The organism is Azoarcus sp. DD4, assembly GCF_006496635.1.
GTDB lineage: Bacteria > Pseudomonadota > Gammaproteobacteria > Burkholderiales > Rhodocyclaceae > Azoarcus.
Genome location: NZ_CP022958.1, coordinates 483,853 through 497,103 on the forward strand (window position 1 = coordinate 483,853; position 13,251 = coordinate 497,103).

Here is a 13,251-nt window from a genome sequence, read left to right on the forward strand (position 1 = left end):
TGCTAGCCGCGCAGCTTGCGCGCGGCTTCGCGGCGATCGCCATCCACACGCCGTATGCTCGGCCGTTCCGCCGCCATCTCCAGCCAGGGGCCGAGCTGCGGCAGGCCTTCATGTACCAGCGCCGGCAGTCCGAGCACCTTGAGCGCGCCCACCACCGTTTGCACATGCACCCAGGCGGCGCCGTCGGCGTGGGTGTAATCCGCGCCGCACAGCCAGGGCGCGAAGCGCGCCCGCCGCGCCAGCGGTATCAGTGCGGCGGTAACGGCGTCGCAGGCGGCCTTGCGGGTGGCGTCGTCGATCTCGCGGCCCCAGTAGGCGGCGCCGTACAGTGGCCGCGCCGCGGTCTCCAGGTAAAGCTCCAGGTAGGCGATCAGCTCGCGGCAGTGCGCGCGGCCGAGGGCGTCCGCCGGGTAGCGGCTGGCACCGGGCCGGATGTCTTCCAGGTATTCCAGGATGGTTTGCGACTCGAACACGCAGCCGTCGGGCGTTTCGAGAAAGGGGATCTTGCCGGTGGGCGAGCCGCTCTGCGGCCACTGGCCGGAATGCGGCCGGTGCGCGCGCTCCTCGAAGGGGATATCCAGTTCGAGCAGCGCGATCTTGATCTTGTTGTAGAAGTTGCTGAGCGGCGAGCCGTGCAGTATGAGCGTGGCGGGCATGAGGGCCTCGTGGTGGGGGTCAGTCGAACAGCATGCAGCCGGTGCTGCCGGGGAGCGCAGCATACAGGCGGGCGACCGCATCGGCGCGCAGCTTGAGTACGCCGCGCTGGTTGATGTGGCCCTTGTCGGTGAGTTCGCCGTCGTCGATGCTGGGCGGGCGGTCCAGCACCAGGGCCCGGGCGATGCGGGTGCTGCTGCCGGGGAAACGCGCGTTGTAATCGGCGATGCCGGCGGCGAGCGCATCCAGCAGCGGACGGTGGACGGCCATTACCGCGGGCGCGGCATCGGCGAGTTCCGGGAAGCGTTTGCGCACCTGCGCGACGTTGATGAAGAGCAGCGCGCCGAGCTGGTCGCGGTCGTGGCCGGCCAGTACCGCGTCGGTCAGCAGCGGGTGCAACTGGCTCAGCAGATGGCCGCGCACCGTCGCCACCGAGACCCAGGTGCCGGTCGACAGCTTGAAGTTCTCCGACAGCCGGCCGGCGTAGAGCAGGCCGTGTTTCGGTTCGCCGGGGCGGGCGAACACCACCGCGTCGCCGGTCTTGAGGAAGCCTTCGTCGTCGAAGGCGGCGCGGTTGGCGTTGTCGTCGCGGTAGTAGCCGGGGGTGATGTTCTGGCCGCGGAAGCGGATCTCGTAGCGCTCGCCGTCCGGCACCAGCTTGGCTTCGACGCCGGGTGCCGGCAGGCCGAGCGTGCCGATGACCTCCGGCGGCCACCAGATCAGCGTGGCCGGCATGGTGGTTTCGGTGGAGCCGAGCGAGGACGACACCGGGATGCGGCGGCCGGTGGCGCGGGCGGAAAGCTGCTCCAGCTTGAGCAGGGTGTTGGGCGATAGCGAGGCGCCGCCGTACACGATGATGTCCAGATTGGGGAAGAGCGCTTCGGCGATGGTCGGGTCCTCTTCCATCTGCGCCACCAGCATGTCCAGCCCGCGCGGCACGTTCACCATGACGTTGGGGCGGATCTCGCGCAGGTGGGCGATGCTGCGGGCCATGAGTTCCGGTACCGGCTTGCCGTCGTCGAGGTAGAGCGTGCCGCCGTGGCGCAGCACCATGCCGAAGGCGCCGTGGGCGCCGGCGGTGTGGTTCCACGGCAGCCAGTCGACCATCACCGGCGGCTTGTCGGCGAGGAAGGGCCAGACCTGATCCCACAGCGTGCCGGAGGCGATGATGTTGCGCTGGGTCATGGTCACGGCCTTCGGCGTGCCGGTGGAGCCGGAGGTCAGCAGCAGGCGGGCGATGGTGTCCAGCCCAACGCGCGAATAGGCCCTTTCCACCGCCTCGGTCGGGCAGGTGTCGAGCGCCTGGCCGAAGCTCGCGTCGACCACGCCGCCGGGGGCGTCGTCGCACAGGATCAGCGCATCCGACAGCGGCTTGGCGAGGGTGAGCGCGCGCGCGTAGCGGGGTGCGTCGGCGGCGTAGATCAGCGCCGGGGCAAAGCGTTTGACGAGGTCGACGATCTTGGCGCAGGTCTCCGACATCAGGCTGTAGGCGGGCGACACCGCCAGCACCGGAATGCCGATCTGCATCGCCGCCATCTGCAACAGGGCGTGGTGGATGCCGTTGTCGCTCAGGATGAGGATGGGGCGGTGGGCCGGGATGCGGCGGTCGAGCAGCCATTGCGACAGCGCATCGACGTTGCCGCGTGCCTCGCGATAGCTCAGGCGCCGCCAGCCGTCGCCGGCGGGCTCGGCCAGCCAGGTCCGGTCGGGGTGGGCGTCGGCGTGGCGGCGCAGGTAGTCGGCGATCTGTGTGACGGCGAAGGCGGCCAGCGGCTGGCGGTTGGTGAGCAGCAGGCTGCCGTCGGTGCGGGTCTGCAGGTCGATGTCGACCGGGCCGAAGCGCAGTTCGCGGAAGGGGGCGGCCGGCCGCTGCGACTCGAAGTCCAGCGGCGGCGGGCAGGCGGTGGTCATGGCGTCGTTTCTCTCGTCGGGTTCTTCGGTCTTGTCTTGTCGTTGGGTTGTCGCTCAGCCGGTGAAGCCGAGCAATACCTTGGTGCCGCGCGGGGCGTCCGCATGGCGCGCCCAGATGTCGTCGAAGCGGTGCGCCGGCAGGGTCTCGTGCGGCGAGGGCGTCAGCACGCCGGCATCGATCAGCGCCAGCATCGCAGCGAGCTGGCTGGTGAAGGCGGCGGTTTCGCGCAGCAGCAGGCCGCCGCAATAGACGCCCATTACCGTCGCGCCCTTCAGCAGCAGCAGGTTGGCCGGGATCTTCGGGATGTCGCCGGCGGCGAAGCCGATCACCAGCAGGCGGCCACGCCAGCCGAGGTTACGTACCGCGGCTTCGGTATGGAAATCGCCGACCGGATCGACCACCACGTCGGCGCCCGGGGCTCCGAGCAGTTCGCGCAGGCCCTGCTTGAGTTCGGCCGGCGGCACGCGCAGGGCCGCGCCTTGCGGGCCGGCGAGCTGCAGCAGGCCGCCGTCGCGCGCCACGGTGAAAACCTCGGCGCCGCGGTGGAGGGCGATCTGAACCGCGGCCTGACCGACGGCGCCGCTGGCGCCCAGCACCAGCACCCGCTCGCCGGCCTGCAGCGCGGCGCGGTCGATGAGGCCGTGATAGGCGGTGAGATGGGAGTTGATCGAGGCGACCGCGTCGGCCGCCGATACCTGGCCGGGGATCTTCACCAGCCGGTGGGCCGGGGCGACGAGCCGGGCCGACCAGGCGCCGACCACGCCGCTGGAGATCACCTTGTCGCCCGGTGCGAAGCTGGCTACGCCGGCGCCGACCGCGCGCACCGTGCCGGCGGCATCCAGACCGGGGACGAAGGGCAGCGCCGGCTTGTCCTGGTAGCGGCCCTGGATCATCAGGTAGTCGGTGAAGTTGAAGGCGGCGCAGGCGACCTCGATCAGCACCTCGCCCGGCCCCGGCGTGGCGTCGGGCGGCAGCGGACGGGCGTCGATCAGCGGCGGGTTGCCGTATTCGTGGCAGTGGAGTGCGTAGGGCGTGGCGGTCATGTTCGTCCTCGGTATCGTCCCCGGAGCGGGCCGCCGGGCGGTCCGGCGGCCCGGTGCGTCAGCGCAGCAGGGTCCAGTTGCCGTTCTTCACCGTGATCAGCTCGCGGCCGCGCTTGTCGAAGCCGCTGTGATCCTCCGGCGTCATGTTATAGACGCCCTGGGCGCCGACCACCTCGCGCGTCTGCTCGAGCGCGTCGCGCAGCGCCAGACGGAACTCGCGGCTGCCCGGCTTGCCCTTCTTCGCCGCTTCCGGCACCGCCTGCTGCAGCAGCAGGCCGGCGTCGTACATGTTGGCGCCGAAGGTGGCGGGCACCGTGCCGTGCAGCTTGCGGTAGGCGTCGATGTAGTCGGCAGCGACTTTCTTCGACGGGTTGCTGTCCGGCATTTCGTCCAGCACCAGCATCAGGCCGGCCGCCAGCACCGTGCCTTCCACCTTCTTGCCGCCGAGCTTGAGGAAGTCGTTGAGTGCGGCCCCGTGGGTCTGGTACATCGTGCCCTTGTAGCCCAGGTCGAACAGCGTGGTCTGAGGCAGCACCGCCGGGCCGCCGGGCGCGGCCACCAGCACCGCGTCGGGCTTGGCGCCGAACACCTTGAGCGCTTGGCCGGTGACGGACGTGTCCGGCCGCTGGAAGCGTTCGTTGGCGACGATCCTGATGCCGTGCTTCGCCGCCAGTTCGGACATCACCTTGTGCCAGGTTTCGCCGTAAGGGTCGCCGGTGCCGATGAAGCCCAGCGTTTTCACCCCGGTCTTCACCATGTGCTCGACCAGCGCCTCGGCGATGATGCCGTCGTTCTGGGTGGTCTTGAACACCCATTTCCGCTTGTCGTCCATAGGCAGCACGATGGCGATGGTGCCGACCGGCGCCAGCAGCGGCACCTCGGCCTCGGCGACGAAGCCGAGAATGGCCATCGCGTTGGGCGAACCGGTGGGGCCGATGATGGCGTCCACCTTCTGTTCGGTGATGAACTTCTTCACCGCGGTGACCGAGGCGGTGGGGTCGCTGGCATCGTCCACCGCGACGTATTCGACGCTGAGGTCGCCGATCTTCGTCGGCAGCAGCGGTACCGTGTTCTTCTGCGGGATGCCGACCAGTGCACCGGGGCCGGTGGCCGACGACACGACGCCGACCTTCATCTGGGCGTGGGCAGCGGTGGCGAAACAGGCGCTCAACAACAGCGAGGAAACGAGCTTCTTGTAGTGCATGGTTCTCTCCGTGGTTGGGGTGAAGCGCGGCCGAAGGCCGGTGGGGCGGACGCCGCTAGGGCGCGGATCAGTGGTTCTTGTTGTCGCTGGCGCGGGCGCTGGCGTAGGTGCCCTGCCAGTACACCAGCGGCGGACCATCGCGATGCTCGAAGCCGTCCACCACGCCGAGCACGATGTCGTGGTCGCCGGCGGTGACCAGCGCATGCACCGAGCATTCGAAGGTGGCGACCGCATCGGCGATCACCGGCAGGCCAGCCGCCGACAGCCGGTAATCGACGCCGGCGAAGCGGTCGTCGGCCGGGCGCGCCATCTGCTGCGCGATCGGGCGCTGGTCTTCGGCCAGCACATTGACGACGAAGCGGCGAGCCCGGCTGATGGTGGCGTGGGCGCGCGAGCCGCGGATGACGTTCCAGCTCACCATCGGCGGCTCCATCGAAACGCTGACGAAGGAGTTGACCGTCATGCCGAAGGGGGTGCCGGTATCGTCGAGCGTGGTGATGACGGCAATGCCGGTAGGGAAGCGGCCGAAGGCTCGCCGCAGTTCGGGTTTGGCACCGGCGGCGGCCGGCGCGGCAGGGGTCTGGGCCATGATGCACCTCGCGTGGATGGTGGCGTTGCGGGTCGGGGGCGATGCTCAGTCGTCGCGGCGTTCGCCTTCTTCGTAGAGCACGCCGTGACCGATGCGGTCCATGCAGATCTCGGCGGTCCACGGCAGCATCAGCGCGCCGCAGCGGCTGTCACGGAACATGCGTTCGAGCGGGAAGCTCTTGAGCATCGCCTGGCCGCCACAGACGCGCACCGCGATAGCGCAGATCTCGGCGCAGTACTCCATGACAGTGTATTGGCAGGCATAGGCGCGCATGCGCTCGGCGCGCGAGGGGTTGCGCTTGAACTCGGAAGTGACGCGGTGGAACAGGGCCCAGGCCTGCTGCAGCTTGACGTACATCTCGGCGACGCCGTACTGCTTGGTCGGGTACATGCGGCGCTTCACATTGACGCCCGAGACCTCGGCGCGCAAGTAGGCGACGGTGAAGTCGTAGGCGGCCTGGGCCACGCCCATGTAGCAGGGGGTGAGCGTCATGAACATGTGCGGGTACTGGCTGGCAGCCTGGATGTAGACGCCCTGCGGCATCAGCTGGGCGGTGTCGGGCACATGCACGTCCTTGAACAGCAGGGTGCGCGAGACGGTGCCGCGCATGCCGAGCGGATCCCAGTCGCCGACCACAGAAACCCCCGGCGCATCCGCCGGTACCGCGATGAACATGGTGTTGGCGTAGGTCGGCTCGGGCACGTCCTCGGTACACAGCACGCCGTAGTAGTCGGCCGAGCCGGCCAGCGAGGCGAAGATCTTCTTGCCGTTGAGCACCCAGCCGTCGCCGGTCTTGGTGGCCACCGTGCCGAAGGGGTGCTTGCCGGCCGCGGCGCCGCTACCTTCCGAGAAGGGCTGCGAGTAGATCTTGCCGTCCAGCATGTTGCGGTAGTGGATGGCGCGGTTGCGCTCGTGGCTTTCGCGCTGGGCCGGAGTGAGATCGAGTGCATCGATCATGTCCGCGGTCCACAGCGCGTTGGCGTTGTGCATGTTGAAGGTGTTGGCGGTGGAGCCGCAGTAGTAGGCGATGCGCGAGGCCACCAGCGCGTAGGTCCGGTAATCGGCACCGAGGCCGCCGAGGCGCTTCGGCACGCACAGGCCGAGGAAGCCTATCTCCTTCAGGTCTTCGTAGTTGGCGGTGGGGAAGCTCGCCTCGCGGTCGTGCTTGAAGGCGCGTTCTGCCCAGGCCACGCCGTACTTGTCGACGCGGGCGATCAGTTCGCGCTGCAGCTCGGTGAGCGGCTGTCCGTCGAACAGGGTGTTGTTGTCGGCGGATTTGGCGGCGTATTGGGTCAGGTAGCTGCTGTCCATGTCGGTGTCCTCGGGTGGGGCTCAGGGGGCGGTGTGCGGGAAGTGCGTCGCGAGGAAGTCGTCGACGACGCGGTTGAAGGCGTCCGGCGATTCGAGATTCGCCATGTGGTTGGTGTGGGGGAATTCGTGCAGCGCGGCGTGCGGGATGCGCTCGGCCATGCGGCGCATGCCCTTGGGCGGTGCCTGCAGGTCGAGTTCGCCGGCGAGAAGCAGCGTCGGGACGGCGATGTCGCCGAGCGCGGCCTTGCGGTCGAAGGTGACGAGCAGACGCATGTAGTCGAGGTAGCGGTCGCGGTCGACCTGGTCGGCGGCGAGCAGCGCGATCGCGTGCATCGCGGGCGTGATCGCCGGGCCGATGAAGTTCTTCAGCAGCGCCGGGGCGGCATCGGCGAAGCGGGCGACGTCGGCGAGCGGTTCGGCGCGCTGGCGGATGAACTCCTCCTGCCAGGCCGGGTCGGGGCTGCCGAAGCCGGCGCTGGTGGCGGACAGGATCAGGCTGGCGACCCGTTGCGGATGGCGGTGATGGAAGGCCTGCGCCACCATGCCGCCGATCGAGTGGCCGAGCAGGTGGACGCGGTCCATGCCCTGCGCATCCAGCATCGCGGCGAGCGCATCGGCGAGCGCCTCCCAGCTGTTCTCCGCCAGCGCCTGCGAGTTGCCGTAGCCCGGCATGGTCCACGCCAGGGTGAGGCGGCGGCGGCCGAAGTGGTGCAACTGCGGCAGCCAGACTTCGGCGCTCGACCCCATGCCGTGCAGTAGCACCAGCGGGATGTCGCCCTGACCGCTGGCGAGCCAGCTCGGCACGGACTTCATGCGAACACCCCGCTTACCAGCTTGCCGCGCTCGACGATGAGCTGGCCGTCGAGGCTGACGCTGCAGTTGCGCAGCGGCAGGTCGAAGTGGCCCAGGCTGTGGCGGCCGGCGACGTCGTTGGCGCCGGTGGAGTAGAGGAAGTTGCCGGCGAAGGCGCGCAGTTCGGTGCCGTTGAGTTCGGTCTTGTCGAACATCTGCAGCGCCTCCCAGCGCGCACGCGGATTCATGCCCCAGCCGACGTGGCTGACTGCGTAGGCGTCGCGGTCGTTCCAGGCCTCCATGTAGGAGCGCATCAGCTCGGCATCCAGGCCCTTGCCCTCGATCGCGCTGACGTAGTCGTCGTCGATGCGCAGCGCGACCGGGCTTTCAAGGTAGCGCTTGAAAGTGAGGTTCACATCGCCGGTGTCGAGCACCAGCGTGCCGTTGACCGAATCCTTGGCGGGAAAGGCGAGGCAGATGCCGCCGGGCCAGTGCTGCACCAGGCCCGGCCGGTCGGCGCCGCCCCACACGCCGGCGACCTTGGCGCCGGCCAGCTTGATCTCGAGGTCGGTGCCGGCCTCCGACGTCACCCGCATCACGCCCGCCTTGGCCAGCATGCGCACGCCCTGCTTGACCTGCGCCGTGAGGTCGAGATCGGTGGTGAGCCGTTCGATGATCTCCGGGTGTTCGTTGCTGATCATGATGACGCGCGCGCCGCTGGCGAGGATCTCGCCGAGTTCCGGCGCGTGCAGCAAGCCTTCGACGGTGAGATCCACCACCAGACCTTCGCCGGACAGCGCCGCCATCACCGGCCGCATGCGCTGGATGACGTGCGAGGCGCCGGTCGAGCGCACCGGCACCGGCGTCGCGATCGGCAGCGAGGGCACGGTGATGCGCACCGGTACCGCGTCGAGGCGGGCGAGGGCGAGTTCGGCGAGGTCGAGGTTGATCTGCCGGCTTTCCGTTTCGGCCAGGATGCGGACGACCTCCCCCGGCTGGACCTTGCATCTGCGGAAGATCGTCTCGAAGGCGCGCAACCACTTTTCCTGCACTTTCATCGCTAGCTCCAGCGACCGGATACGGGTGGATCGCGTTCGCTTTCGTCTCGAATTAGTAGACCCGTGAGTCGACTATTGGAGATAGACGTTTATGTGTCAAGTAGATTTTGATGCACACCATGGAATAGAAATCCATTATGTTTCAGTGCAGAAATCAACAAATGGCGCGCTATTTCAGTGCGTGAGTATCGAACGAGTGCATGAAAATGGTGCGGCGCAAGATTTACGGAATTCTTTATTAAACGACCAATTGGTCGTTTAATATGAGTGGACACTTCGTCGGACAAGCGTTTCAGTGCCGGTCGGCAACGCATTGCGGCAGGCACGTTCGTGGTGCCTGGAGCGCATCGGTTCGGGGCGCAGGGAGGCGGCGCCCGCGGAGGAAAGGGCAGGGGGCGCGGCGGATGCCGCGCGAAGGGAGGGTTGGGGGAGGGCTAGGAGAGGGGGGTGTGGCGGCGGTGCGATCCGTCAGCCTGGGCGCAGTGCGCTCCAGTCGATGGCGTCCAGTGTGTTCTTCACCAGCAGGCCGAGCTCCGTGTTGCCTTCCATCAGCAGGCGGCGGCTGAAGAACAGGGTGTCGGCGTCTTCCTCGCGCAGTGCGAGCGCCATGAAGTCGCGCGCCTTGGCCGACAGCACCAGGTCGGGCGTGGTCTCGCCGGCAGCGCGGCGGAAGCCCTTTTCGGAGAGCGTGAAGTCCAGCGTCAGGCCCGCGTCGGTGACGCGGATGCGCAGGCGGCGGTCGACGAGCGCTTCGAGCTGCTCGCGGGGCAGGATGCGGCCGAGCGCGAGATTGAGCGCGCCGACCAGGGCCTGGGTCGGGATCTGTTGCGGCAGACGGGCGGCGACGCGGGCGAGCGGTGCCGGCACCGTGAAGGCCGGGATGCGCAGCCCGGCGAAGCGCTGTTCGAGTTGCCGGGCGACACGCTGGCGCAGGCTGTGCGGCAGCAGTTCGGCGAGCGGCAGGCGCGGTGCAAGGAAGGACATGGGGGCTCCGTGTTCAGGCGGGGACGAACTGCTCGACACCGGGGCGGCCGTGCCAGAAGCCGTTGCAGGGTGCGGCCGGCATCTGGCCGGTGCTGGCGGCCAGTGCTTCGGCCGGGGCCTCGCGACCGTCGAGTGTGGCGCGGAAATGCTCGACGATGGCGCGGGTGTGGCTGCCCTGCGGGCTGATGCGCAGGATTTCGGCGCAGCCCTCGATGGCCGACAGATCGCCAAGCAGGGTGTGTACCTTGGCCGATTGGGTCTGCACGCCGTTCAGCGTCAGGAAAGGTTCGCCTTCGCGGGTGCGTAACACCAGGCCGTCGGCGATGCCGAGGCAGCGGAATTCGCAGTTGTCTTTCTGCAGGTTGTAGTGGCGGGCGGTGAAGCAGCGCGCCGAATGCGCCAGCGGCAGGCGGCCGTAGCCGAAGACTTCGGTTTCGATCGGCGTCGGCAGCGCGGCGCGCACTTCGGCCAGCGCCGCGCCCGACATTTCCGGCGCCACCGCCCAGCGCGTGGCGCCAGCCTCGATCAGCAGGCCGAGCGTGTGCGGGTTGAAGACGTTGAGCGTGGGCCCGGCGATCCAGTCGCGCCGGCCGGCTTCGGCGAGCAAGCGCACCGCCGCCATGTCGTTGGCCTCGACGCGGAAGCGCGGCTGGCCGACGACGCGGCGCAGGGTCTTGAGGTCGGATTCCGATTCGATCAGCGACTGGGTGGACAGCACCGCTTCCTTGCCGGCGTCGGCCAGCATCGCCGCGACTTCCAGCCAGTCGTCCAGGCGCAGCTCGTGGCGGCGCGAGCACACGGTCTCGCCGAGGTGGACGATGTCCACCGGGCTGTCGGCGATCCCGGCGTAGAAGTCGAGCACGCTCTGGCGCGGCCAGTAGTAGAGCAGGGGGCCGAGGGACAGCTTCATGGCGGACTGCATCCTCATTTCCAGGGGCGGTAGTAGGCGCCGAGGGTGTGGCTCTGGCCTTCGGACACCTTGTTGAGTTCGGCCATCCAGGCGGGCAGCGCCTGGAAGCCGGCGGGGTCGGCGGCGACGCGGTCGAGCGCGGCGCGCCACACCTTGGTGACCTGGGCGACATAGGCCGGGCTGCGCTGGCGGCCTTCGATCTTGATCGCGGCCACGCCGATGCGGGCGAGCTCCGGCAGCATTTCCAGCGTATTGAGGCTGGTCGGTTCCTCGATCGCGTAGTAGGTCTCGTCGTTGACCTCGAAGCGGCCCTTGCACAGCGTCGGGTAGCCGGCGCGCTCCTGCTCGCCGAAACGGTCGATCAGGATGCCGTTGAGCCGCGTCTCCATGCCCTGCGGCGTCTGCTCCCAGCGCACATGCTTGCCCGGCGAGCAGGCGCCGTTGCAGTTGGGCGATTCACCGGTGGCGTAGGCCGAGAGCGCGCAGCGGCCCTCGACCATGACGCACAGGCCGCCGAAGCCGAACACCTCGATTTCCACCGGCGTGCGGCCGACCACCTGCTCCACCTGCGCCATCGACAGTACCCGCGGCAGCACCGCGCGCTGGATGCCGAAACGCTCGTGATAGAAATTGATCGCCTCGTAGCTGGTGGCCGAGCCCTGCACCGAGAGGTGCAGCCGCAGCTGAGGATGGGTCTTGGCCGCGTAGGCCATCAGGCCGGGATCGGCGAGGATCACCGCGTCGATGCCGAACTCGGCGGCGCGGTCCACCGCGGCGGTCCAGCCTGCCCAGTTGGCGCTCTGCGGATAGGTGTTGAGCGCCAGCAGCACCTTGCGCCGGCGCGCGTGGGCGTAGGCGATGCCTTCGCGCATCTGCGCGGGGTCGAAGTTGAGGCCGGTGAAATTGCGGGCGTTGGTGGCGTCCTTGAAGCCGAGATAGACGCAGTCGGCGCCATGGTCGATGGCGGTCTTGAGGGCCGGCAGGGAGCCGGCGGGGCAGACCAGTTCGATGCGCTGGGATTGGGTCATGAGTGGGTGGCGGGAGCCCGGTTGCGGAGCCCCGCCACCTTAGTGGCCCGCGACGCCCCCTGCTTTGACCCGGGTCAAACGCCCGTCGCGGGCGGCGGCGTCGCGGTTGCCGCCCGGCTGTTCGGGCCGGTTCAGCGTGCGATATGGTGGGTGGTCGCCGCCGCGTGGTGGTGGGCGGCTTGCGGGCGGTGATGAGTCCTGGGGCCGAGGAAGCCGCCGACCACCATGCCGAGCGCGCTCGCGGCCAGACCGAAGAGCTGCGGCTCGATGTCGCCCTCGGGCGCGGTGAATTCGAGGAACAGCCAGGTGAACAGGCCGAGCACGATCGCGAGGGCGGCGCCGAGGTTGTTGGCGCGCTTCCAGAAAAGGCCGGCGGCCAGCGGCACGAAGGCGCCGGCCAGAGTGATGCGGTAGGCGTTTTCCACCATCTGGTGGATGGTCGATTCGGTGCTGGTGGCGTACCACGTGACCAGGCCGGTGAACACCACCACCGTGGCGCGGGTGGCCCACAGGAACTGGCGGTCGCTCATGCCGGGCACGAAGCCGCGCAGCACGTTCTCGGAAAACGTCACCGACGGCGCCAGCAGGGTGCCCGAAGCGGTGCTCATGATCACAGACAGCAGCGCACCGAAGAAGATCACCTGGGCAGTGAAGGGCATGTACTGCAGGATCAGCGTTGGCAGGATGAGCTGGGAATCCTGTGCCATCAGGCGCTCGACCATGGCCGGGTCGATGATCTGGGCCGTGTAGGCGAGGAACAACGGCACCGCGGCGAAGAAGAAATAGGACACGCCACCGAGCGTGGTGCCCCACACCGCAATGCGTTCGTTCCTGGACGAATTGACGCGCTGGAAAACGTCCTGCTGGGGAATGGAGCCTAGCGCCATGGTGAAGAAGGCGGCGATCCAGGCGATCATGTCGGTCGCGTCGAGCGTGGGCAGGAAGTCGAGCTTGCCCTCGGCCGCCGCCCTGCCGACCACGGTGGAGAAGCCGCCGGCCATGTCGCCCGCCAGCCAGGTGACGTAGAACAGGCCGAGCACGATCACGATCATCTGCACGAAGGTGGTCATCGCTACCGACCACATGCCGCCGAACAGCGTATAGACCAGCACCACGCCGGCACCGATCAGCATGCCCTGGTTCATCGACACGGTGTCGGCCGAAAGCACGTTGAAGACCAGGCCGAGGGCAGTGACCTGGGCGGCGACCCAGCCGAGATAGGAGAACACGATGCAGATCGACAGGATGAGTTCGGTCGTGCGGTTGTAGCGCTGGCGGAAGAAGTCGCCCAGTGTGAGCAGGTTCATCCGGTAGAGCGGGCGGGCGAAGATCAGACCGAACAGCACAAGGCAGACCGAGGCGCCGAGCGGGTCGGAGATCAGGCCGCGAAAGCCTTCCTCGAGGAAGGTGGCGGAGATGCCGAGTACGGTTTCGGCGCCGAACCAGGTGGCAAATACCATGGCCAGCACGATGAACATCGGCAGGTTGCGACCGGCCGTGATGTAGTCGCGGGCGTTGTGCACCTGCGTTGCGGCAACGAGGCCGATGCCGATGGAGACGACGAGGTAGGCGACGACGAGCCAGAGCAGCATGGAAAGGCCTCTTCCGGACAGCGGGGACGAAAAAAAGTGCGCGGAGTGTAACAACGAATGGCCGGCCCATGGTGGGCGGAATGCGCTTAAGGGACTGAAAGCGCAATGATTATCGGCTGTCGCAGCGCACCGTCTTGGTGCGCTGCGACAGTCGGTCGAGGTGGGTAAGCGCTG

The 13,251-nt window shown here is 68.3% G+C and carries 12 protein-coding genes; all 12 read right to left on the reverse strand.

All coding sequences use genetic code 11. The features are described from left to right. Window positions 1–2: 2 nt before the first annotated feature. The 12 genes from CJ010_RS02395 to CJ010_RS02450 all read right to left on the reverse strand — a co-directional run bounded on the left by CJ010_RS02395 (window position 3) and on the right by CJ010_RS02450 (window position 13,077). Entirely contained in the window at window positions 3–656 is a 654-nt protein-coding gene (locus CJ010_RS02395) for a glutathione S-transferase family protein (RefSeq protein ID WP_168224888.1), read from the reverse strand. Between the two features lie 19 nt (window positions 657–675). Next, window positions 676–2,565, reverse strand: coding sequence for an AMP-binding protein (locus CJ010_RS02400; RefSeq protein WP_141016560.1), 1,890 nt, complete (start codon window positions 2,563–2,565; stop codon window positions 676–678). 54 nt (window positions 2,566–2,619) lie between these two features. After that, a complete protein-coding gene (locus CJ010_RS02405) occupies window positions 2,620–3,609 on the reverse strand; it encodes an NADPH:quinone oxidoreductase family protein (protein WP_141016561.1) in 990 nt (329 codons plus the stop codon). Window positions 3,610–3,667: 58 nt separating this feature from the next. Further along, window positions 3,668–4,813, reverse strand: a complete 1,146-nt coding sequence (locus tag CJ010_RS02410; RefSeq protein ID WP_141016562.1) for an ABC transporter substrate-binding protein — start codon at window positions 4,811–4,813, stop codon at window positions 3,668–3,670. 67 nt (window positions 4,814–4,880) lie between these two features. After that, window positions 4,881–5,402: a flavin reductase family protein gene (locus CJ010_RS02415; protein ID WP_141016563.1), complete on the reverse strand. Its 522-nt coding sequence runs from the start codon at window positions 5,400–5,402 to the stop codon at window positions 4,881–4,883. 45 nt (window positions 5,403–5,447) lie between these two features. Next, the gene (locus CJ010_RS02420; RefSeq protein WP_141016564.1) at window positions 5,448–6,713 is read right to left on the reverse strand and encodes an acyl-CoA dehydrogenase family protein; all 1,266 of its coding nucleotides are present in this window, start codon (window positions 6,711–6,713) and stop codon (window positions 5,448–5,450) included. Between the two features lie 21 nt (window positions 6,714–6,734). Further along, entirely contained in the window at window positions 6,735–7,526 is a 792-nt protein-coding gene (locus tag CJ010_RS02425; RefSeq protein ID WP_141016565.1) for an alpha/beta fold hydrolase, read from the reverse strand. Beyond that, the gene (locus CJ010_RS02430) at window positions 7,523–8,563 is read right to left on the reverse strand and encodes a peptidase M29 (protein ID WP_141016566.1); all 1,041 of its coding nucleotides are present in this window, start codon (window positions 8,561–8,563) and stop codon (window positions 7,523–7,525) included. The genes CJ010_RS02425 and CJ010_RS02430 overlap by 4 nt, the downstream gene beginning before the upstream one ends. 468 nt (window positions 8,564–9,031) lie before the next feature. After that, on the reverse strand, window positions 9,032–9,547 hold the full coding sequence (locus CJ010_RS02435; protein WP_141016567.1) for an SCP2 domain-containing protein: 516 nt from the start codon (window positions 9,545–9,547) through the stop codon (window positions 9,032–9,034). A gap of 13 nt (window positions 9,548–9,560) precedes the next feature. Further along, window positions 9,561–10,457, reverse strand: coding sequence for a U32 family peptidase (locus CJ010_RS02440; RefSeq protein WP_141016568.1), 897 nt, complete (start codon window positions 10,455–10,457; stop codon window positions 9,561–9,563). Window positions 10,458–10,471: 14 nt separating this feature from the next. After that, window positions 10,472–11,485, reverse strand: coding sequence for a peptidase U32 family protein (locus CJ010_RS02445; protein WP_141016569.1), 1,014 nt, complete (start codon window positions 11,483–11,485; stop codon window positions 10,472–10,474). Window positions 11,486–11,616: 131 nt separating this feature from the next. After that, a complete protein-coding gene (locus CJ010_RS02450) occupies window positions 11,617–13,077 on the reverse strand; it encodes a sodium:solute symporter family protein (protein WP_141016570.1) in 1,461 nt (486 codons plus the stop codon). Window positions 13,078–13,251: the final 174 nt, after the last annotated feature.